Annotated in this window: 21 protein-coding genes; 12 read left to right on the plus strand and 9 right to left on the minus strand. The window is 35.7% G+C overall.

Going from position 1 to position 22,941, the window contains the following annotated elements; genetic code table 11:
- Positions 1 to 12: 12 nt before the first annotated feature.
- From ES765_RS06990 to ES765_RS07005, 4 genes are read left to right on the plus strand one after another with little or no spacing between them, the layout of a single operon-like run.
- Positions 13 to 954: a tetratricopeptide repeat protein gene (locus ES765_RS06990; protein WP_138112614.1), complete on the plus strand. Its 942-nt coding sequence runs from the start codon at positions 13 to 15 to the stop codon at positions 952 to 954.
- Positions 955 to 1,740 (plus strand): DUF4292 domain-containing protein, encoded by a 786-nt coding sequence (locus tag ES765_RS06995; RefSeq protein WP_249356260.1) that lies wholly within the window; start codon positions 955 to 957, stop codon positions 1,738 to 1,740. It abuts the gene before it with no gap.
- A 4-nt stretch (positions 1,741 to 1,744) separates the two neighbouring features.
- Entirely contained in the window at positions 1,745 to 2,968 is a 1,224-nt protein-coding gene (locus ES765_RS07000; protein WP_138112616.1) for a murein hydrolase activator EnvC family protein, read from the plus strand.
- Between the two features lie 13 nt (positions 2,969 to 2,981).
- Positions 2,982 to 3,827: an aldo/keto reductase gene (locus ES765_RS07005; RefSeq protein ID WP_171017252.1), complete on the plus strand. Its 846-nt coding sequence runs from the start codon at positions 2,982 to 2,984 to the stop codon at positions 3,825 to 3,827.
- Here ES765_RS07005 and ES765_RS07010 read toward each other — a convergent pair.
- Both ES765_RS07010 and ES765_RS07015 read right to left on the minus strand, forming a co-directional pair.
- Entirely contained in the window at positions 3,824 to 4,339 is a 516-nt protein-coding gene (locus ES765_RS07010; protein ID WP_138112618.1) for an acyl-CoA thioesterase, read from the minus strand. The two genes, ES765_RS07005 and ES765_RS07010, sit on opposite strands and share 4 nt — an antisense overlap.
- A gap of 59 nt (positions 4,340 to 4,398) precedes the next feature.
- A complete protein-coding gene (locus tag ES765_RS07015; protein ID WP_138112620.1) occupies positions 4,399 to 5,361 on the minus strand; it encodes an SPOR domain-containing protein in 963 nt (320 codons plus the stop codon).
- Between the two features lie 98 nt (positions 5,362 to 5,459).
- Between ES765_RS07015 and dprA the strand changes: the two genes are divergently transcribed.
- On the plus strand, positions 5,460 to 6,572 hold the full coding sequence (dprA, locus tag ES765_RS07020) for a DNA-processing protein DprA (RefSeq protein ID WP_138112622.1): 1,113 nt from the start codon (positions 5,460 to 5,462) through the stop codon (positions 6,570 to 6,572).
- A 575-nt stretch (positions 6,573 to 7,147) separates the two neighbouring features.
- Here dprA and ES765_RS07025 read toward each other — a convergent pair.
- From ES765_RS07025 to trpS, 3 genes are all read right to left on the minus strand, one after another.
- A complete protein-coding gene (locus tag ES765_RS07025; protein WP_138112624.1) occupies positions 7,148 to 7,798 on the minus strand; it encodes a hypothetical protein in 651 nt (216 codons plus the stop codon).
- Positions 7,746 to 9,695, minus strand: coding sequence for a hypothetical protein (locus tag ES765_RS07030; RefSeq protein WP_138112626.1), 1,950 nt, complete (start codon positions 9,693 to 9,695; stop codon positions 7,746 to 7,748). The genes ES765_RS07025 and ES765_RS07030 overlap by 53 nt, the downstream gene beginning before the upstream one ends.
- 337 nt (positions 9,696 to 10,032) lie before the next feature.
- The gene (gene trpS, locus ES765_RS07035; protein ID WP_138112627.1) at positions 10,033 to 11,001 is read right to left on the minus strand and encodes a tryptophan--tRNA ligase; all 969 of its coding nucleotides are present in this window, start codon (positions 10,999 to 11,001) and stop codon (positions 10,033 to 10,035) included.
- A gap of 71 nt (positions 11,002 to 11,072) precedes the next feature.
- Between trpS and ES765_RS07040 the strand changes: the two genes are divergently transcribed.
- Positions 11,073 to 11,828 carry a lysophospholipid acyltransferase family protein gene (locus tag ES765_RS07040; RefSeq protein ID WP_138112629.1) on the plus strand — a complete coding sequence of 252 codons (756 nt, stop codon included), beginning with the start codon at positions 11,073 to 11,075 and terminating at the stop codon, positions 11,826 to 11,828.
- Here ES765_RS07040 and ES765_RS07045 read toward each other — a convergent pair.
- The 4 genes from ES765_RS07045 to recA form a co-directional block, all read right to left on the minus strand.
- The gene (locus ES765_RS07045) at positions 11,825 to 13,342 is read right to left on the minus strand and encodes an outer membrane beta-barrel protein (RefSeq protein WP_138112631.1); all 1,518 of its coding nucleotides are present in this window, start codon (positions 13,340 to 13,342) and stop codon (positions 11,825 to 11,827) included. The genes ES765_RS07040 and ES765_RS07045 overlap by 4 nt on opposite strands.
- Before the next feature lie 32 nt (positions 13,343 to 13,374).
- On the minus strand, positions 13,375 to 13,941 hold the full coding sequence (locus tag ES765_RS07050; protein ID WP_138112633.1) for an RNA polymerase sigma factor: 567 nt from the start codon (positions 13,939 to 13,941) through the stop codon (positions 13,375 to 13,377).
- Positions 13,942 to 13,956: 15 nt separating this feature from the next.
- The gene (locus ES765_RS07055; RefSeq protein WP_249356262.1) at positions 13,957 to 14,379 is read right to left on the minus strand and encodes a hypothetical protein; all 423 of its coding nucleotides are present in this window, start codon (positions 14,377 to 14,379) and stop codon (positions 13,957 to 13,959) included.
- Between the two features lie 82 nt (positions 14,380 to 14,461).
- Positions 14,462 to 15,469, minus strand: coding sequence for a recombinase RecA (recA, locus tag ES765_RS07060; RefSeq protein WP_138112635.1), 1,008 nt, complete (start codon positions 15,467 to 15,469; stop codon positions 14,462 to 14,464).
- A gap of 352 nt (positions 15,470 to 15,821) precedes the next feature.
- Between recA and ES765_RS07065 the strand changes: the two genes are divergently transcribed.
- The 6 genes from ES765_RS07065 to ES765_RS07090 all read left to right on the plus strand — a co-directional run bounded on the left by ES765_RS07065 (position 15,822) and on the right by ES765_RS07090 (position 22,680).
- The gene (locus ES765_RS07065; protein ID WP_138112637.1) at positions 15,822 to 16,853 is read left to right on the plus strand and encodes a rhodanese-related sulfurtransferase; all 1,032 of its coding nucleotides are present in this window, start codon (positions 15,822 to 15,824) and stop codon (positions 16,851 to 16,853) included.
- Between the two features lie 356 nt (positions 16,854 to 17,209).
- Positions 17,210 to 18,385 (plus strand): stage 0 sporulation family protein, encoded by a 1,176-nt coding sequence (locus ES765_RS07070; RefSeq protein ID WP_138112639.1) that lies wholly within the window; start codon positions 17,210 to 17,212, stop codon positions 18,383 to 18,385.
- The gene (locus ES765_RS07075) at positions 18,378 to 18,863 is read left to right on the plus strand and encodes a gliding motility lipoprotein GldH (protein ID WP_138112641.1); all 486 of its coding nucleotides are present in this window, start codon (positions 18,378 to 18,380) and stop codon (positions 18,861 to 18,863) included. Before ES765_RS07070 ends, ES765_RS07075 begins: the two co-directional genes overlap by 8 nt.
- 3 nt (positions 18,864 to 18,866) lie before the next feature.
- Positions 18,867 to 21,215 (plus strand): penicillin-binding protein 1A, encoded by a 2,349-nt coding sequence (locus ES765_RS07080; protein ID WP_138112643.1) that lies wholly within the window; start codon positions 18,867 to 18,869, stop codon positions 21,213 to 21,215.
- A 105-nt stretch (positions 21,216 to 21,320) separates the two neighbouring features.
- Positions 21,321 to 22,019 (plus strand): CoA transferase subunit A, encoded by a 699-nt coding sequence (locus tag ES765_RS07085; protein WP_138112645.1) that lies wholly within the window; start codon positions 21,321 to 21,323, stop codon positions 22,017 to 22,019.
- A gap of 4 nt (positions 22,020 to 22,023) precedes the next feature.
- On the plus strand, positions 22,024 to 22,680 hold the full coding sequence (locus ES765_RS07090; protein ID WP_138112647.1) for a 3-oxoacid CoA-transferase subunit B: 657 nt from the start codon (positions 22,024 to 22,026) through the stop codon (positions 22,678 to 22,680).
- Positions 22,681 to 22,941 lie beyond the last annotated feature (261 nt).

A 22,941-nucleotide genomic window follows, 5' to 3' on the forward strand; every position in this document is an offset into this window, starting at 1 on the left:
TTTTAAATATACATGAAGAAATTATTCTTTTTGATGATTTTCATAGTGGAATGTATTTCACTGAAACCTATTTATGCCCAAGTAGAACAAGAAACTGATATAGAACAGAGTGCCGAAGTTTTTTTAGAGGAATATTCAGATGCATTTCAGGAGAATTTTTTTGAGGGATTAAAACAAAAAGGAATACAGAACTATGACCGAGCTATCACCTACTTTTTAACATGTAGACGGTTGCAGCCAGAAAATATGGTAGTGGCTTTTGAACTTGCAAAGTCCAACCTTTTAGAAAAGGAACTTACGTTAGCTCAGGAATATGCAGTTGAAGCTGTTAATGGGGAACCTCTGAATTACTGGTATGCGAAAACACTATCAGACGTTGTTGTGGCAAGGAAAACTGGTTTGGAAGATGTAATAGAGGATGTGCCATGGAGTAACCCAGTGTTAAGAAGAAACATGGCTAAAATCTATTTTTTAAACGGTAATTATCAAACCGCTCTAAAGATTTTAAAAGGATTAAAAGAACCAAAGGAATACGCGTTTTTGGAAAAGCGAATTTTGGACTCCATTGCAAAACAGGAAGCAAATAAACAAATTCTATCCGTTCCCGAACGATTAGAACAAAGTGAAGATTTAAGTAGTGTAGAACAATTTAAAACTAGCTTAAGTAAGCTTCTGGATGGCAATGGTGCTGTTGCCATATTGTTTGAGTTGTCTGAAGAGGCAATAGAAAATTTTCCGACACAGCCATATTTTTATTATGCGAATGGGGCTGCCTTAAACCGGCTCCAAAAATATAAAGATGCCATCGAACTATTGGAAACGGCCTTAGATTATCTAATTGATGATCTTGAATTAGAAAATAGTATTTATAAAGAATTGGCCAATGCATATACTGCTATTAATAATACGTCAAAGGCAAATATGTACCTTAGTAAAATTAAACCAGGTTTTTAGATGATGAAGTTTTTGAGTAGGATTAGAACAATGAAGAGTTTAGTGCTAATAGTTGTTGCATTAGGTGTTTCGTGTAAAAGCACTAAGGTTATTTCAGGTGGAATGGTTGATAAAAAATTATCGGCAAAATCTGTAATAAAGGCACATTACCAAAACGAGGCTAATTTCAAAACCTTGAACGGCAAAGTAAGAATAAGTTATTCGGATGGGGAATCTTCACAAAATGTATCGGTGAGTCTACGAATCGAAAAGGATAAAGCTATTTGGATGAGCGCACCTTTAGGTATTGTAAAGGCCTACATAACTCCAAATCGAGTTTCGTTTTATAACAAGCTTGAAAACGAATATTTCGATGGTGATTTTTCATATTTAAGTAATTTATTAGGTTCAGAAATTGATTTTTCAATTCTACAGAATTTGCTGACTGGACAAGCGATTATTGATTTAAGACAGGAAAAGTATGCGATTGATATTACAGAAAAATCCTATAGGCTTGTTCCTAAGCTGCAGGGAGTACTTTATAAAACGTTATTCAGAATAGAACCAAAGAATTATAAAATGGCCGTACAACAACTTTCACAGCCTTTAGAGAATAGAGTATTGAAGATATCATATGAGAATTACCAACGTTTAGAGAATGAAATACTTCCAAATGAAATAAAAATTAAAACCACGACAAAAAATAATGAGAATAACATAGCCCTAGAATTCAGGAATATTGAACTAAACCGCGCTATTAACTTTCCGTACACTATTCCGAAAGGTTTTAAAGAAATAGAACTATAAATTCATGCTGTACAAATTAAGATATAGCGTTCTACTACTAATGATGGTCACAACTATGGCGTGCTTTGGCCAGACCAGTGAGCAAAAAGCATTGGAGGAAAAACGTGAACAGTTGCAGTCTGAAATAAGGGATATCAACCGTTTGCTTTTTGCAGAAAAAAAGGAAAAGGGAAATGTACTAGATCAAATGGAAGCCCTTGACACGAAGATTACGGTTCGTCAGCAGTTGATTCGAGTTACCAATCAACAATCTAATTTATTGAATAGGCAAATCAACACAAACATTAGGAATATAAGTAAACTGAAGTCTGAATTACAGGAAATCAAAGAGGAGTATGCCAAGATGATTCAAAAGTCTTATCAGAATAAGTCAAAACAGAATAGGCTGATGTTCTTGTTGTCTTCTGAGAGCTTCTTTCAGGCTTTTAAAAGACTTCAATACATGAAGCAATATACCGACTACAGAAAGGAGCAGGGAACGCAGATAATAGCGAAAACTGATGAACTATCACGATTGAATTCAGACTTGAACGAAGAGCGTAAAGTAAAAGAGGTGCTGTTGTCCCAGAACAAAAAGGCAAAGAATCAATTATTTTCAGAAATTCAAACACAAAAGGCTTTGTTAGGTACCATAAGAAAGAATGAAGGTAAGTATGCCAGTGCGATAGATACGAAAAAGAAGGAAGCCAGAAAAATTGATCAGCAAATTGAAAGCTTGATTAGAAGTGCCATTGCCGCATCAAATAAAAAGTCTGGCAGTACCACGAAGAGCACCAGTAAATTTGTACTTACCCCAGAAGCTACAATCGTAGCGAATAATTTTTCTGCCAATAAAGGAAAATTAATTTGGCCAGTTGAGAAGGGAATAAAAAGTCAAGGATTCGGCATATACAGTGATCCGGTGTATCCAGGTATAAAGCATCAAAGTAATGGCGTTATCATCGCAACCGATGCAGGTTCAAAGGCACGTGCTATTTTCGAGGGAGAGGTCATTGCTATATTAGCAGTGCCTGGTGGTAATAAAGGGGTGCAGATTAAGCATGGTAATTTTATCAGCACCTATTATAACCTGTCGGATTTAACAGTTAAAAAAGGTGATAGAGTTTCTAGTAAAGACGAGCTAGGTACTGTTTTCACCAATCAGACCAATGGGCAGACACGCTTGAAATTTTATTTATATCAAGACACATCACGGTTAAATCCTGAAGAATGGGTATACCGTCTTTAAAAAGCGCTACAACATGAGCAAAAATATATCGATTACTGACATTAACGGAAGTTTTACTTTGCATAACGGCGTAAAAATGCCTTATCTCGGTTTAGGGACGTATCAATCTAACAACGACCAAGAAGTTGTGGATGCAGTAAAAACAGCATTAAATGTAGGCTATCGTCATATAGATACGGCATCGGTGTATAAGAATGAAGAAGGTGTTGGGCAAGGTATACGCGAAAGTGATGTGGACCGAAAAGATATTTTTGTAACCAGCAAGGTGTGGAACGCAGATCAGGGGTATGATGCTACTTTAAAAGCATTTGAAGAAAGCTTAAATCGATTGGGATTAGACTATTTGGATTTATATTTAATTCATTGGCCGGTAACAGGTAAGTATAAAGAGACTTGGAAGGCTTTGGAATATCTATATAGTCAAAAGAAGATTAGAGCGATTGGGGTAAGTAATTTTTTAAAGCATCATTTAGAAGATATCTTAGCAGATTGTGTCGTAGTGCCTATGGTTAATCAAATGGAATTTCATCCCCAGTTGGTACAGCAAGAATTAATTGATTTTTGCAATAAAAACACCATTCAGTATGAGTCGTGGTCACCGTTTATGCAGGGCAAGCTATTTAGTTTGGATATTTGTAACGACCTGGCGAAAAAATATGGTAAATCGGTAGCGCAGATTATAATACGTTACAATTTACAAAAGGGTATCGTCGCGATACCCAAATCGGTACATGCAAAACGTATAAAAACTAATACGGAAATATTCGATTTTGAATTATCACAAGAAGATATCGACTACTTGAATAGTTTGGAAAATGGACAACGAACAGGTCCTGATCCAGATAATTTTGATTTTTAGTTTTTCGTGAATAATGCCTTTAATTCAGTTGCATTATTGGGCTTCATTTTACCCGCTAGTACTAGACTCAACTGTTTTCTTCTAAGCGCACCTTCATAACGAATTATTTCTAACTCCGTTTCGGGTACAAGTTCAGGTACCTCAGTTGGTTTCCCCGTATCATCAACAGCAACGAAAGTAAAAATAGCCTCATTGGCCTTTGTACGTTTACCATTGTAGCGATCTTCTATCCAAACATCTATATACACCTCCATAGAGGTGTTGTAAGCCCTTGATACTGCAGCTTCAACTGTCACAACGCTTCCTAAGGGTATTGCCAAATTAAAGGCGACATGATTCACTGATGCAGTAACGGTGATTCTGCGGCTATGTCGACCGGCAGCTATACTAGCAGCACGATCCATACGGGCTAACAATTCGCCTCCAAATAAATTTTGAAGTGCGTTGGTCTCACTAGGGAGTACCATATCGGTCATTGTTGTTCTAGATGCTGCAGGTGTTTTGGCTTCCATCGATTGAATTTTTCCGCAAAGATACGGTCATGAGGGATGGTTATAAAATGTGGATAGGTTTATTTCTTAGATAGTAACCAGGCATCTTTAGACTGGGTACGTTTAATCTCTTTCAAAGCCTTTAGTGCATCTGCTGAATTCGAATGGCTTTCGTAAGTGACAACATGAAGTCCATAGTCGTTAGTGCCGTAATAAGTAGAATTATAACCTTTAATTTTTAGCTGTTCAATTTTTCTATCGGCATTTGCTTTAACCCTAAAAGCTCCTGCAACGATATGATGCATTTCTCCTTCATTAATAGCCGGTAATATGATAGTTGATGCATCAACGGTAACGGTTGGTAATTCTAAAGGGGTAAGGTCGAAAAATGTAGCTTCTTGAATTTGTTTTGTCACATATTCCTGAGCGTCTTGCCTAGCAACTAGTTCATTCGTACGTTGTTGTTGTATAACACGGTACCCTGTCAAGCCAGTTGAAAAAGCCAATAATAAAACAGCAGCATATTTTAAATAAGGTCTAAAACCCTTTACTTCCCTGCGTTCCGGACTTATAATAAATGGTATATTTTCTTCAATCGCAACTATTTCTTCTTTCAAAACTTCTCTAGTAATAGGAATAGAGTTGAAATTTGATAGTCCGAAAGAGGAAGTTAAATAGTTAGGCTCTGAGGCAGGTTGAAATAAAAGTTTAGCTTCAGCATTTCTAGTTAACAGACCAATATTCAACAGGTTTAATGCAGCTTCGTTCCTTAAAGTCTTATCCCAAATTTTAACCTGTTCCTCTATAGTAGAAAGTGCAGTTTCAAATGAAATATTTTCTAATTCTGAGACATAAGACACTAGCAGACCGTCGTTAGAAATCAGTTGTCCGTTAAAGGCTAGTGATTTAGTGGGAGCGCAAAAGGTGTTTGTATCCTGATTGATTCTGGCAGGAGTTTTTTGGGTGAGGAATGCTCCAAAACCGGGAACAACAATACAGTTGTACCGATACAATAAATCGCTTATATAATGTTCAAGTATCATAACTTGCACAAATATGAAAAAAATATAGGGTCTTAAAAACCTCTTTCGTAACTTTTTATTAACATATTTTTTCCTCTTATTTGTGAACAATTCATGAAATGACACAACGCACTGCTGATGAACTTATTGCAATTCTTCGATTGCAACACGTTCCTAATATTGGAGACATACTGGCAAAAAAATTAATTACTCATTGTGGTAATCCGTCCGCAATTTTTGAGGACAAGCAGCGGAATCTTCTAAAGATTGATGGAATTGGCACACACACTATACTTCATTTATTTGAAAAAGAGCACCTAGAAGCGGCGGAAGCAGAATACAAGTATACTATAGAGAATGATATTCTATGCACCTATTTTCAAGATGCGACATACCCTAATTATCTTAAGCATTGTATTGACGGGCCTATACTTATATTTCAGAAGGGAAATATTGGTCTACAGCAACGAAAAATCATTAGTGTTGTTGGTACTCGTAATATTACCAGTTATGGAATGGGATTTTGTGAACAATTCATTTTAGATATAGCTCCGTTGAATCCGATTATTGTTAGTGGTTTTGCCTACGGGGTTGATATTTGTGTTCAACGGGAAGCAGTCAAACAGGGACTTCAAACGATAGGATGCTTGGCACACGGATTAAATCAGATGTATCCAAAAGTTCATGCCAAATATCAAGCAGATGTATTGAAAAACGGAGGATTCTATACCGAGTTCTGGAGCACTAGTAATCCAGAACGGGAGAATTTTCTTAAACGTAACCGTATCATAGCTGGTGTTAGTGAAGCAACGATAGTCGTAGAATCTGCAGAAAAGGGAGGAAGCTTAGTGACTGCCGATATTGCAAATAGTTATAACCGCGATGTTTTTGCCGTACCAGGCAGAACAACCGACAAGTATAGCTTGGGCTGTAATAATTTGATCAAGCAACAAAAGGCACATGTAATGACCTCCGCTGCAGATTTAATTTATTTATTGAATTGGGAGGTAACGCAAAAACAAAACAAGAACATTCAAAAGCAACTTTTTATAGAGTTAAATGAAACTGAACAAGGTATTTATACCTATTTGCAAAATAACGGTAAGCAGTTGCTAGACAGTATTGCACTCGATTGTAAGATTCCAATTTATAAGACATCTTCAACGTTGCTGAATATGGAAATGAAGGGAGTTATACGGCCTTTGCCTGGAAAATTGTTCGAGGCGATTTAGAATTTCTATTAAGATTCTAAATATATTATAATTAGCAACTAAACCAATTTTAGCATTTTACAAAGCTCTAGCTTGTTAAGGTTTCAATGGTTCGTTAGTCTTCTAAGACTAAAATGGGTTTTACTGCTATTATGGAACTCTGGTTGTTTCTTGTTGGACATATGATAAAAAAATTAAACTTATCAAACGTTGTATACCTAGTGCTAGTACTGTAAAACAAATTCAATAGAGAATCCTTTGAAACAATATTGTAGTTATTTAAATCGTGATTTGAAACAAGTTCATTTGTTTGACCAATTATCTGGAATTCAAAATATTCATTATCATATTTTCTTAATATTAGAGGCTTTTGTTTACCTAAATCACACTCTAATTTTAAGTATATAGTTTCCTGCTGAGTTCAACCCATAAGTGTGTTGCACTTATGGGTTGAACTCAGCTTCCATAACTATGGAATAATTACGGATATGCAAAGCCCAAATTAACTATTCCTGTGTCTTTTATATTTTCAAAAAATTAAGATTGGTGTTAGGTCAATGCAAGTGTAATTAAATATTAGTAGTCTAATTTGGATTTCAATATTCAAAATTCCAACGGTTGAAATTGATCCGATATTTAATTTTATAACCGTCATCTATCTTCGCAACAACAATTAACTCTTCCGTGCCATAAATATTATTATTTAAGTTAAAATGATACAGTAAGTATCGATTATCTTTAATTGAAACAAGAGAAGAGAAAAAGTGTCCAAACCTTCTATTCAAATCTGGTTCCGTAAGAAATAGCTCTTTAGAAAACTCGTTTTGAAGTGATTTTTCCTCTGGAATATTATCGATAATACACTTAACTTCTTCATCTGTAAAATATTTATTTAAGCTCTTCAAACTAGATTTAAGTGACTCTTCCAATACTTTTTTTAAGGCTGAATTTTTTGTTATTTTGAATATAATCGGAGTGCTATTTTTTTTGTTCTGAACATATTTTATGCTATCTTGTTTTTTTAATTTTCCATTTTTTATGAAATTATGTAACTTATCAAGTTCGTCAGGACCAATGATTTTGGCCTCTAAAACTACTTTTTCAATTAATGTATAGTACCCTTCATCTTTTATGGTATCATCTTGACTCGATAAATTAAGATTGAGCATGATAAAGACAGAAACTAAAAAGGGTCTAATTACATGGGGACCCGATTGCCAAAATTTCAAAACCAGTACTTTCATCATCTATTATGTTTTTATAATTCTGTTTTACAATTTCATCCAAAAGTGTCCAACCAGTAGAACTTTGAAGACCAGCCCAAGCTAATGCTTGCGCCGTGTTATCACTAACGTTATACCCTTTTAGGTTACCATAATTTTGAATAATTTGAGCACTTTCCAAAACAAGTTCGCCCATAATTTGATGTTGTTGTAAAGCAAGATCAGTCAAAATTTGATTTTGAGGAACACCAGCCTCAACGTGTGCAACATATTTAGACCACTCGTTCGCTAAATAAGAATAGTCTATGTCTGGATTATCAATAGTTATGCCGGCATTGGATAATTGATAGTACATTAGAGCATGAATATTTTCATGAATTACAGTTGCAAATATGGAGAGGTCGGTTGCATCAATTAAAAAGTCGTTGTCTAGTTCTATGTTAATTCTCATTATGTTTCCTTGACTGTTCGTAGTAGGTATTGTTCGTCCTAATACATGGCCATCTGGATTGTCTTGAGGAATGTCTGTATTTGAATAAATCAAATCTGGCCCGCCTTGGCTTCTAAAAGAGTCCATAATCTTTTGTGCAATAGGGTTATCTGCTTTGTTTGCTTCTTCGACAACATCTGAGGGGCAAGGAAAGGTTATCGTATTTATTATCCTATCATCAACATCAACATCAACATCAACACTTCCCTCGTCCATTACAGCATCGATTGCCATCAATACAAACTCAATATTCTCACTCGTATTCCCATTATCAATCAAAAACCAAACCAATTCTTTTGCAATAGCTACTCTTTCCAAGTGGTCTGGGTCTGAAAACCATTCGAATTGACCATATGTAAAAGTGCCATTAAGATAATAATTTAATTTATTGATAGGCTTTGCCGCTGTGTTTATGGCAAAAGTGCCTGATCCATTTGTACAATCGCTACCATAGGCTGTCAGTGTAGATTTGTTTTGATTATTGTCTGGAACAGCACATAATTTAATGGTAAAACCTCCATCAGGATGCATTGTGGTTGTATTGGTACAGGGAGTTCCACCAGAACCTTGTGGATTATAGGAACTACTCACCTGTGCAGTACCTGCGGAAACAGTTTCCGTATATATAGGAGCAGAGGGGCCATTAGTGGCTACCTGTACAACCCCGCTAGTGGCAACTGTGCTAACCGTGTTTACTGTTCCGTTGTTTACAATTGTTGAATTATAATTGTAAGTTGTACTTACGGTCGTATTACTAAAAGTTGTAGTTATAATATGACCATTATAGGAGTTTGTTAGTGTAGTTCCTGGAGCGTTATATTGAATGTCACCACTCCCTCCTGTAGTTCCACTACCGCAATCACCACTTTTACCAACCCTTTTTAATTTACTATCTTGAAAAAAGGAATCAAAAGAATAAAACCGATAGGTAGATTTAAATTGTCCATAATCTTCGTTGGCCATAAAAAAAGTATTAATATCTTCTGGTTCCATCTCAAAACCTACTACATAGTATTTTTTAAACTTACCCTTTTTATCTTTCTCTATTATTAAATTATAAATATGATTAATAGAAGCGCCTTCTACAAAGAGTGCAAAAGAATAACTGCTTTCACCTGGGGTGTTCTTCTTTATAGTTTTTTTAATTTCCTTTAAATCAATAATTACATTATTATGGTTTATTTTGTTGGCAACTATTTGTTTATTGGTTTCTCCTAAATTAGAAAATAAATCGTCTATAACACTTGGAATTTCGTTGTAAGTTATTGTGGTTATTTCAAGATCACTTTCTAGAGTAATTGGTTCTTCAATGTCATTAATATTACTGGTATCAAGGTCTAAAATATCTTTTTCAACACAACCAACAATAAACATACTTGGTATTAAGTAGAGTATAAAAAATTTATAAATTCTTGTAGAAGTAATTTTCATGGAGTTGGTTTTAGGTTTTTGTCAAGGTGTTTTTTTTTTGCAGAAGTCAACTAGAAAAACCTTAGAATTTTTGAGGTTTTAGCATTATTTCATCTTTTTTGAACTTAATGCATACATTCTTATCTTAAATTATTTTTCATATTTAGTTTTTTACAGACCATTTAGTTTGTATTGGTGCTATTTCTAAACGTATAGACTTCTTAATAGTAGTTTAACGAGATAAAGTAAGTTGAAATCGGAGATTTGAATTCCGGCATATATAATGCAAAAGCATAAAACCGACCACTAGGTCGGTTTTATATTATTTAGAATTTCTTGAAATCTATAGGTGATTTAATCAATACCCCAACTTCTCTCGAACGCGTTCCAAAACACCATCCGCTACTTTTTTAGCTTTTTCTGCTCCTAAAGCTAGTGCATCATCAATCTCATTTAAATTATTCATGTAGTAGTTAAACTTTTCACGTGGTTCTTCGAACTTGTTTACAATGACTTCATATAACGCTTGTTTTGCATGACCATACCCATAATTTCCTGCTAAATAGTTGGCACTCATTTCCTCTATTTGAGGTTGTGTTGCTAATATTTTATAAAGTGCGAACACATTATCCGTAGAAGGGTCTTTAGGGTCTTCCATAGGTGTACTATCTGTTTGTATACCCATAATCTGCTTGCGCAATTGTTTATCTGTCTGAAAGAGACTAATTAAATTGCCTTTGCTTTTACTCATTTTAGCGCCATCTGTACCTGGTATGTACATAGTATCTTCTTGCACTTTGCCATCGGGCAACACAAATGTTTCGCCTAATTGGGCGTGAAAACGTGAAGCAACATCACGCGTCATTTCAATATGTTGCATTTGGTCTTTGCCAACCGGTACTATATTCGCATCATACAATAATATATCTGCTGCCATCAACATAGGATACGTAAATAACCCAGCATTTACATCTTCTAATCTATCGGCTTTATCTTTAAACGAATGGGCAAGTGTTAACCGTTGATAAGGAAAAAAACAGCTCAAATACCATGATAGTTCAGTTGTCTGTGGAACATCACTTTGTCTATAAAAAACAGTTTTTTCAATGTCTAGACCAAAAGCCAACCAAGTAGCAGCGGTGGCATAGGTGTTTTGCCGTAATTCTGCGCCGTTTTTTATTTGGGTGAGGGAGTGCATATCCGCAATGAATAGAAAAGATTCATTTTTCGGATTTTGGGCCATATCAATTGCGGGGATAATTGCTCCAAGAATATTCCCTAAATGTGGGGTTCCGGTACTTTGTATGCCTGTTAAAATTCTTGCCATTTGCTTTATCTGTAAAAGAGCAAAGGTAAAACAAATCCAAAAAAGCAAACCTAAATAACTACTTTTGATTTATGCTTAAAGTGGTCAGACAAATCGGTCAAACCCTATACCGTATTTGGTTTTATATTTTAGTGGCCATTCCAATTATTCTATTTTTCCCTTTATTGGTGTTATTTGCCTCAAAAGAGCGTTGGTATCCACAGTTTTTTTGGATGGCACGGAATCTATGGGCAAGGCCAATTCTATATGGTATGTTTTGTTGGCCTAGAATCACGTATGAGGAAAAGATGGTTAAAGGAAGTAGTTATATGCTAGTGGCCAATCACACAAGCATGTTAGATATTATGTTAATGCTCGTGGTTAGTCGAAATCCATTTGTTTTTGTTGGAAAGAAAGAATTGGTGAAGATTCCTCTATTCGGATTTTTCTATAAACGTGTTTGTATTATGGTAGATCGTGAGGATACGCAAAGTAGAACAGGAGTGTATAGAAGGGCTCAAAAGCGACTTCAACAAGGGTCAAGTATTTGTATTTTTCCTGAAGGAGGAGTTCCCGAGGAGCATATTTTACTTGATAGTTTTAAGGATGGAGCTTTTAGGATGGCCATTGCACATAAAATTCCTGTAGTTCCGATTACCTTTTATGATAACAAAGAAAGATTCTCATTTACCTTCCTCAGTGGCGGGCCAGGAAAATTCAGGGCAAAAGTTCATAAGTTCATTGCCACCGAAACCTTAAATGAAGATGAAAAACCGCAATTAAAGAATAATGTGCGCGATTTAATACTTAAAGATTTAAAACAAGTAATAGGCTATAAAGATGCTTAGAATTTAAAACTTAGCCCACTATACACCCCAATAGAATAAGGTCTAAACGTTCCATCAACTTCTGAAAAGGTATTCAGTTGATATTTAAAAATGGGCTCTATGTTAAATCGAACTTTTGGCGAAAATTTATAGTTGAACCCAAGACCCATATTTGCGCTGAAATTAAGGTCATTAACATTATTGGCTTCACCAATTTCAGTAGTTAGTTCACCTGCTGTTAATGACACCGAATTATCGATTAGAAATAAGGAGCTCAATCCACCAATGAGGTTTACTCCAAATTTTTTATCTATTAAAGCATAATTTATTTCAACGGGCAGCTCAAGATATCTAAATTGTTGAGACATATAACCATCTCTTGTTGCACTTTTAGCACTCACATCAAGTGATTTATTGGCGGTACTAAATACTTCTGATGTTACTTTTTTACTGGAAACCGTAAGGGTGTTTGATGTTGAGACGTAATCAATTGTGGCCAATTGTCCATTGTTCGAAAATGAATTTAATGAGGAAGAAAATGAGACATCTTCTGTATCATACCCATAATCTACTTTGCTTATCCCTGAGCGAATGCTCAACTTTTTTGACACAGCATATGCGACCGATACACCATAGCTTAAGTTGATGTTTCCAGATTTAGAATTGGTGACGAAAATAGAGTTTATAGGAGATCCTTTACCATCAGCATTGAAATAAACAGGGGCAATGTTCGGACCTGCAGACCATCTGTTATGGGTAGAAGCGATATTTATTTCTTCTTCTTGATCAACTATTTCTTCGAAAATCGATTTTCTACCTTCTTCGGATACTTCTTGATTCTTTTCAAGAGTAGCGTTGGCTACTAAAGTAGTTTCTGCATCCAAACCAATTGAGTCCTGTTTATTCGTATTCATTGCTTTGGTAGGGGAAACCGATGCGCTATTGAGACTTTCAGTTGTAACGTTAGCATCATTGGGTATTAAATCTCCCATAGTATTCTTTGTGCTATCTGATTCTGCTAAAGCGGTGTTTTCGGTAATTGTCTCTGTTTTGTTTCGTTCGTTTTTAGCCAAGGCATTTTTATTTTGAGACCAATTCCCTTTAGAAATTAGGGGTTCATTGGGGTTTAATTTGGTTGATTCCTCCTGATTTTTACCTTCGGATTGATGATCTTCGATTGATTTTATAGTTTCCTCTGCTCCCTTTTGAACCAATGGGTCATTCCCTATGTTTAGAGAGTCAATCAACTGTTCTTTAGTAGATGTGGATTGAAAGTCATTAGTCTGTTCAACGTCCTTTTGAGTGTCGACTAAAATTTCGTTTGTAGTTTGGGTATCTGAAAATGGATTGAACAGTAAAAAGGTGATAGCCAATGCGGCCGCTATACCACACAATGTCCACCAAATCGGAATAATTCGTTTCTTTTTCTTTTTTTCCAATGAAGCATCAATCGCACGCCAGACCTTATTTTCAGGAGCTTGTTTGAAGTCCAAGAATTTCTCTTGGAATAGTTCATCTAATTTATTTTTATGCATCTTTTAAGGTTTCAGTTTATAATCGAATGAGATTATAAAAAATGTGTTGTTATTATCATTAATATGCCAATAATAGATTGGGATACTTTTGTTTCAATTTTTTGCTTTAAAAGAGTTCGAGCCCTAGCAAGGTTAGATTTCGAGGTGCCTATGGAGGTGCCTAATAGTTCACTTATTTCTTTATGGGTATACCCATCCAATACATATAGATTGAACGTTGCTCGATACTTATTAGGTAATTCTTGTATATAGCGTAAAAGTGATTGTAAACAAATATCGCTATAGGCATTAACCACGGTAATTTCTTCTTCGGTGTTATCAGAAACGGCACTTAAATATTCTTCTCTCCTATATTTTTGAAGTACCGTATTTATGGTAATCCTTTTCATCCAACCTTCAAAAGAACCGGTTCCTTTAAATTGACCAATCTTCTCATAAATTGTAATAAAACTATCGTGTAGGTTGTCTTCTGCTTCGGTTTTTGAATTGGAATACTTTAAACATATACCAAAGAGAGTAGTAGCATAGGCTCTATATAATAGTTCCTGCGCTTTACGATTATTTTTTTTACAATTATGTATGAGTTCTTCTAGACTCACAATTGGGTGGTTATGTTACAATTTATTAACAGGAACGACTACTTCTAAATACTCAGCCTCTCCTTCACTATTATTACCCGTATAAAATTTAAACGTGTATGGGTCATTATAGATTACGGTGAAGTTGAAAGATGCCGTTTGTTCAATTACTTGTTCTGCACAGTCCTCTACATCTGTTCTTACGGAACCGATGGCAACAACATTTCTAACTGTCAGTGAATCTTTGACGATATCAAAACCCTCGTAGTTTGTACAACTATCTGGTGTTAAATAGTTCACCGTGATTTCATAGGTTTCATTGAAATCAAATGATTCTGGTAATGCTGCATCTACAATTTCTAATGCAGTAAAATGAAAATTTGGCGCATCGTCTTCAAATGAACAACCATTGCCTATAAAAGCTATAAAAGCGGCCAACAGCATAATTTTTTTCCTCATCACATAATGTTTATTTACAGGATGAAAATAGCTAGCAATGGTTGCGTAAAACGCTGCTATGTTTTTTTAATATATGTTTTGATTAAGGCTTAAGTGCTTTAATGGCTTCTCTAATCTTACCATCTAACTCTTCGAAAAGTTCAGGATTATCTAAGAGTATAGCTTTTACAGCATCACGACCTTGACCAAGTTTAGTGTCACCGTAACTAAACCATGAACCACTTTTTTTAATTATTTCATATTCAACACCAAGATCAATGATTTCTCCAACCTTTGAAATACCCACACCATACATAATGTCAAACTCAGTGGTACGGAATGGTGGTGCTACCTTATTTTTAACAACTTTCACTCTGGTTTTATTCCCTTGAACATTACCGTCAGTATCTTTAATTTGTGTTGATCGTCTAATATCCAAACGAACAGATGCGTAAAACTTAAGTGCATTACCACCTGTAGTAGTTTCCGGATTACCGAACATAACTCCAATCTTTTCTCGTAGTTGGTTAATGAAAATAACGGTACAGTTTGTTTTACTAATTGAGCCTGTAAGTTTTCGTAGCGCTTGGGACATTAAACGGGCATGAAGACCCATTTTAGAATCTCCCATTTCTCCTTCAATTTCACTCTTCGGAGTCAAAGCGGCAACAGAATCGATAACAACAATATCAATGGCGCCAGAGCGAATTAAATTATCTGCTATTTCCAATCCTTGTTCCCCATTATCAGGTTGTGAAATAATTAAATTATCTATATCAACCCCTAAGTTTTGGGCGTAAAAGCGGTCAAAAGCATGTTCTGCATCAATAAATGCAGCGATACCTCCATTTTTTTGAGCTTCAGCAATGGCATGTAAGGCCAGCGTAGTTTTACCTGATGATTCAGGGCCATAAATTTCAACAACCCTACCTCGAGGATAACCGCCAACCCCTAATGCAATATCCAATCCTAATGAGCCAGAAGGAATCACTTCAACATCTGCAACTACCCTATCACCCATTTTCATGACAGCACCCTTTCCATAGGTCTTATCCATTTTGTCAAGGGTCAATTGTAGTGCTTTTAATTTTGCTTCTTTTTCGGAACTCATTTTTTTCATTTTTTTGGATAGCTAAATTACTATTTCTTTTTTGAATTGAATAATATTGAAACATATAACGCAACCATTTTAAACAATTACTATCTAATAAAAAATAGAAGTTGGTTAATACGTTATAATCTGTTGTTTTAGTGGCAACGGACTTTGGTGGCTATTTCCTTTTTGCGTTTGAAAGAATGCTATGAAGAAGAAAAGAATGGAATAGTCGAAAAGAGCCTTGTTAAAACAAGGCTTTTTTTTGTTCCAATTAGAATAAAGCTATTCAGGGTAAATTTGTATTTTCTATTTAATTCTTACTTTTGCGGTTGAACATATTTCTTTAACTTAAAACTATTGGTATAGCATGCAACTGTACAATACATTAAGTGCAAATGAAAGAGCCGCTTTAATAGAAGAAGCGGGAAAGGAACGCCTAACCATCTCTTTCTACACCTATGCACATATTGGCAATATGAATTTATTTAGAAATCATCTATTTATCCATTGGAATGATTTGGATGTACTTGGTCGAATTTATGTCGCCCACGAGGGTATAAATGCTCAATTATCCGTTCCTGCTGAAAATTTTAAGGTGTTCAAAGAACACTTAGACAGTATTTCCTTTTTAGAAAATGTGCGTCTCAATGTAGCTATTGAACAAGACAATCTTTCTTTTTTAAAGCTAAAGGTAAAAGTGCGCAATAAAATTGTTGCTGATGGCTTGAATGATGATAGTTTTGATGTTACGAATAAAGGTATACACGTAGATGCAGAAAAATTCAACGCGCTTATAGAAGATCCTAATACTGTTCTGGTAGATATGCGAAACCATTATGAAAGTGAAATCGGCCACTTTAAAAATGCTGTCACACCAGATGTAGACACTTTTCGTGATTCTTTAGATATTATTGAGCGAGACTTAGCCAATCATAAGAAAGATAAAAAACTTGTAATGTATTGTACAGGAGGCATACGATGCGAAAAAGCAAGTGCTTATTATAAACATAAAGGTTTTGAACAGGTGTATCAGCTAGAAGGTGGTATTATTGAATATGCAAGACAGGTTTATAAAATGAATCTGGAGAATAAATTCAAAGGTAAAAACTTTGTTTTTGACCATAGAAGGGGAGAACGTATAAGTGAGGACGTTATTGCTAATTGTCATCAATGTGGCGAACCTTCTGATGAGCACGTTAATTGCGCCAATGAAGCTTGTCATTTGTTGTTCATTCAATGCGAGGCCTGTTCCGAAAAAATGACAAGTTGCTGTTCAAATACGTGTAAAGAGATTCATGAATTACCTTTTGAGGAACAAAAGGCACTGCGAAAAGGAAAGGTAGTTAGTAATAAAATTTTCAAGAAAGGGCGGTCAGAAGTGTTGAAGTTTAAAAAGTAAATAGAATCAGTTAGCAGCTTTACTTTGTTGTTGACAATTGAGATATGAAATATCCCTTGCTAATTGATTTGAGGATAAGGAGACTTGCGATTGACACCTGCCATTAAACTTTTTTACGGTATCTTAAAATGGGTTACTGAACTTTGTAACTAAAAACTGTCAACCGAATTGAGCTCATTGAAAGCCGTTAATGAAAGCTGCTCACTGAAAATCGTTACTAAATACAGCTAACTGAAAACGGTTACTGTGAACTTACCTTTTCTATCACATTAAAAAAATAGTATCTTTACCTATAAGTTTTTTATGAACCTATTTTGGTGAATCTTTTAGGATTCAGTCAAATCAATATATATAATATGGGTTGTAGTAGTTGTTCTACCGGTAAGGATGGACAACCAAAGGGATGCAAGAATAACGGTACTTGCGGTACAGATGGTTGCAATAAATTAACAGTTTTTGATTGGCTTTCCAATATGTCGCTCCCTAATGGGGAACGACCATTTGATTTTGTTGAGGTACGATTTAAAAATAGTAGAAAAGAGTTTTTCCAGAACACAGAAAATCTTTCACTTTCCATTGGTGACATAGTTGCCACTCAAGCATTGGCTGGTCATGATATAGGTATGGTTACCCTAACGGGTGAGTTGGTACGTGTACAAATGAAACGAAAGAAGGAAGCTATTAATGCGGTAGATGCACCTAAAGTTTATCGAAAAGCCAGTCAAAAGGACATCGATATTTGGCAGAAATGTCGAGATAGGGAAGAGGAAATTAAAAAGCGTGCACGTGAAATTGCCATCATTTTAAAACTTCAAATGAAGATTTCTGATGTTGAATTTCAAGGAGATGGGTCTAAAGCTACCTTTTATTATACGGCAGATGAACGCATAGATTTTCGACAATTAATTAAGGATATGGCTAAGGCATTTGGTATTCGAATCGAAATGCGTCAAATTGGGTATCGCCAAGAAGCCCAACGATTGGGAGGTATTGGTTCTTGTGGTAGAGAATTATGTTGCTCTACATGGCTTACAGATTTTAGGTCAGTAAGTACATCGGCAGCACGCTACCAACAATTATCCTTAAACCCACAAAAATTGGCTGGGCAGTGCGGTAAACTTAAGTGCTGTCTAAACTATGAGCTAGATTCTTATCTAGATGCACTTAAAGATTTCCCTTCACAAGACACAAAGTTGTTAACAGATAAGGGCCTCGCCTTTTGTCAGAAAACCGATATTTTCAAAGAAATGCTTTGGTTCTCCTATAAAGAAGATCCAGGTAGTTGGCACGTGCTTTCAAAAGATCAGGTCAACGAGATTTTGGAGAAAAACAAGAAGAAGGAAAAAGTCGCTAGTTTAGAAATGTACGCAATTGAAATTGACGTAGAAGAAAAAGTAGTTTTTGAAAATGTGGTAGGCCAAGACAGTCTAACACGTTTTGACAAACCTAAAGGCGGTGGCAACAGAAACAAGAACAAGAATAGAAACAGGAACAAGAACAGAAATAGAAAAAGAAATCAAAATAATGCGTAGTCTATTATGTTCTTTTTTGGCTTTAGTACTGCTAGCATCCTGTAATACTACTATTATCAAATCAGAGTACCGCTCCTTAAACGATGGAGTTTGGAACAAGGACAATATCCTTCAGTTTTCCTTTAAAGAAATGGATACCGTACAAGCACACGATATTTTTATTAATGTTCGAAATGATAATACATTTCCGTATAGCAACTTATTTATTATTGCGGCGCTTACAACACCTGAAGGGGAAGTTATAAAAGATACATTGGAGTATACAATGGCGAGACCAGATGGTTCTTGGTTAGGAAAAGGTAGTGGTAGTATCAAGGAAAATAAATTATGGTATAAGGAAAACATCGTTTTTGAATCTTCTGGCGTATATACTATAGAGGTTTCACAAGCGATGCGAAAAAATGGCAATGTTTCTGGCATTATAGGTCTAGAAGGCATTACAGATGTAGGTATCGAAGTAATAAATAGTAACCCGTAAATTATGGCAAAAGCGGAAAAAAAGAAAACAACAACCAATAGTTTCTCTAAATTCATTGCATGGTTTTGGATACTGTTTGTATCAGGTTTAACCATGGTGGCATTAATATTTTTATCGGCTTCATGGGGGCTTTTTGGAGATTTACCTCCATATGAATACTTAGAGAATCCACAGACTAATTTGGCATCCCAGATCATATCATCAGATGGCAATTTGTTGGGTAAATTCTATTTAGATGATAACAGAACTGACATTAAGTTTGAAGATTTACCCGATAATTTGGTCAATGCCCTAATTGCCACTGAAGATGTTCGTTTTAATTCGCATTCTGGAATTGATGCGTGGGGAACCTTAAGGGCCATTGTGTATTTGGGAAGTAGAGGTGGGGCAAGTACCATCTCTCAGCAATTGGCACGACAACTTTTCGTTGGGGTACGGTCTAGAAATAAGTTAGAGACCATACAGCAAAAAATAAAAGAATGGGTCTTGGCCATTAGGCTTGAGCGTAGCTATACAAAAGAGGAAATCATTAGTATGTATTTTAATATTTATGACTTTGGGAACAATGCAGATGGTATTCGTTCTGCGGCACGTATTTATTTTGGGAAAGAGCCAAAAGATTTAAAAGTCGAAGAATCTGCTATGCTGGTAGGGATGTTCAAGAACTCATCACTATTCAATCCACTTAGGCGGGAGGAAATGGTAAAGACTCGACGAGATGTGGTTTTGGCACAAATGGCTAAATACGATTACATCACAGAAGAAACAAAAGATTCATTGCAAGCTATGAGAATGGATATTAATTATAATCCAGAAAACCATAGAGAAGGCTTAGCCACTTATTTTAGAATGTACCTTCAACGATTTATGAAAGGCTGGATTGATAAACATCCGAAGCCGGCAATGGAAGGAGAGCGTGACCGTTATAATCTTTATTTGGACGGACTTAAAATTTATACAACTATAGATTCAAAGATGCAGGCTAACGCAGAGGAAGCGGTTGACCAGCACATGACTAAATTACAAGCTGAGTTCTTTCATCAGAATACACCAGACAGAAACCCGACAGCTCCTTTTTTAGATATCACTCCGGAAGAAACAAAGAGTATCATGGAGCGAGCTATGAAGAATTCTGAACGTTGGAGAAAGATGAAGGAATCGGGTAGTTCTGAAAAGGAAATACGAGAGTCCTTCACTAAAAAAACCGAAATGACGGTTTTTGATTGGAAGAGTCAAACTAAGGAAAAGGATACGATATTAACACCATTAGATTCGATACGCTATTATAAAACGTTCTTGAGGACTGCTATGATGTCAATGGAGCCACAAACAGGTCATGTGAAAGCATGGGTTGGCGGAATAAATTATAAGCATTTTCAATATGATAACGTAATTCAAGGTGGGAAACAAGCTGGCTCGACGTTTAAGCCATTTGTATATGCCGCTGCCATTGACCAATTACGTCTATCGCCTTGCGAAACAAGACCAGATACTCAGTATTGTATTGAAGCAGGTAAGCATGGAAATATGGAGCCTTGGTGTCCGAGAAATTCAAATGGTAAATACTCTGGTAATAGCTATACGTTAAAAAAGGCTTTGGCGAACTCTATTAACACGATAACTGCACAATTGATAGATGAAGTCGGACCTAAATCTGTAGTCAGTATGGTTCATAATTTAGGAATTACCCGTGATATTTTAGCGGTCCCTTCTATTGCATTAGGTACGGAAATTGTCAATGTATATGAAATGGTTGGTGCATACGGTGCTTTCGCTAATCAAGGCGTGTATGTCAAACCTGTTATGGTGACCCGTATTGAAAATAAGGATGGTACCGTTTTATATGAATACGTACCAGAGACTAAAGATGTATTGAGTAAGGATGTGTCTTATGCGATGATTGATTTAATGAAGGGGGTGACTCAAGGTGGATCCGGTACACGTTTACGTACTACAGGAGCTAATAAATGGAATAAGGTATATGATGAAATAATTACTGGATATCCATACGGACTTACGAATCCCATTGCAGGTAAAACAGGTACGACTCAAAATCAAAGTGATGGTTGGTTTATGGGTATGGTGCCAAACTTGGTAACTGGTGTGTGGGTTGGTGGTGAAGATAGAGCTACCCATTTCAAAGGCATTACGTATGGTCAAGGTGCCTCCATGGCATTACCTATATGGGGTCTGTACATGACTAAGAATTATGCCGATGAAGAATTAGGGATTTCAAAAGAAGATTTTGAAAAGCCTGAAGACATGTCCATTGAAATTGATTGTAGCAATTTTGCACAAGATTTGCAAGAGGATAATGATATTGAAAATGATTTAGATGACTTAGATTTTTAATTATAAAGGAAATCTTGTTTTAAAAAAGGCTATGGCGTTCGCTATAGCCTTTTTACATATATTCAATTATAATCGGTATTTTAGTAACATTAAATTTAGTAAAAAATGATACGTAAAACTGTAGCAAGCGTAACTGATGCATTAGAAGGTGTAAAGGACGGCATGACCTTTATGCTGGGTGGGTTTGGCCTTTGTGGCATACCAGAGAATGCTATAAGTGAATTGGTTAGACAAGGTGTTAAGGACATAACTTGTATATCTAACAATGCGGGGGTAGATGATTTTGGCTTAGGTCTTTTATTGAAAAAGCATCAGATTAAAAAAATGGTTTCTTCTTATGTTGGTGAGAATGATGAATTTGAGCGACAAATGCTTAGTGGTGAATTAGATGTAGAGTTGACACCACAAGGTACACTAGCTGAAAAATGTAGGGCGGCACAAGCAGGTTTCCCCGCTTTTTTTACCCCTGCAGGATACGGAACAGAAGTTGCCGAAGGTAAGGAGGTGCGTGAATTTAATGGTAAAATGTACATATTAGAAGAGGCTTATAAGGCAGATTTCGCCTTTGTAAAAGCTTGGAAAGGAGATGCCGCAGGAAATCTAATATTTAAAGGCACTGCCAGAAACTTTAATCCATGCATGTGTGGAGCAGCTCGTATTACAGTCGCAGAGGTCGAGGAATTGGTTCCTGTTGGTGAATTAGACCCGAATCAGATTCATATTCCAGGAATTTTTGTACAACGAATTTTTCAAGGAAAAGATTACGAGAAACGAATAGAACAAAGAACGGTACGTCAAAAATAATAACATGTTAGATAAGAACGGAATTGCAAAAAGAATAGCACAAGAAGTAGAGGATGGCTATTATGTAAACCTGGGCATCGGTATCCCAACGTTGGTAGCTAATTATGTTCGTGATGATATTAGTGTTGAGTTTCAAAGTGAAAATGGAATTCTAGGTATGGGACCATTTCCCATTGACGGCACGGAAGATGCAGATTTAATTAATGCAGGTAAACAAACCATTACAGCATTACCAGGTGCTTCTTTCTTTGATTCTGTTACAAGTTTTTCCATGATAAGGGGTAGACATGTAGACTTAACTATTTTGGGTGCTATGGAGGTTGCCGATAATGGCGATATCGCAAATTGGAAGATTCCCGGTAAAATGGTTAAAGGTATGGGCGGTGCTATGGATTTAGTTGCTTCAGCAGAAAATATCATAGTAGCCATGATGCATACAAATAGGGCAGGTGAATCTAAGCTTTTAAAAAATTGTACTTTACCACTAACAGGTGTCGGTTGTGTGAAAAAAATCGTAACCAACTTAGCGGTGTTAGAGGTGACTAAGGATGGGTTTTTATTAGTAGAAAGAGCTCCAGGTGTTACCGTTGAAGAAATAAAAACAGCTACTGAAGGTACTTTAATAATAAAAGGTCAAGTTCCAGAAATGAATATGGATTAAGGGTAGGTTAATTATCGATGAAATAACTATTTAATTTTTTTCACAACAACTAGAAGAAACTTCACAACAATAATTTTCTAAAATGAGATGTTTGAATGTATCTTTAGTACGCACAATAGCCCAATTAACCTATTAACCTGAGTTCGATTAATAATATTTGATTATTATGCAACAAAAAAGATAGATTTTCAGTAAATTAAAGTGTTGAAATTCAATTCATTAATCTAAAAATCTATCTATGGTAATCTACTCTAAAGTTAC

The sequence above is a fragment of the Maribacter sp. ACAM166 genome (genome assembly GCF_005771495.1).
Lineage (GTDB): Bacteria > Bacteroidota > Bacteroidia > Flavobacteriales > Flavobacteriaceae > Maribacter.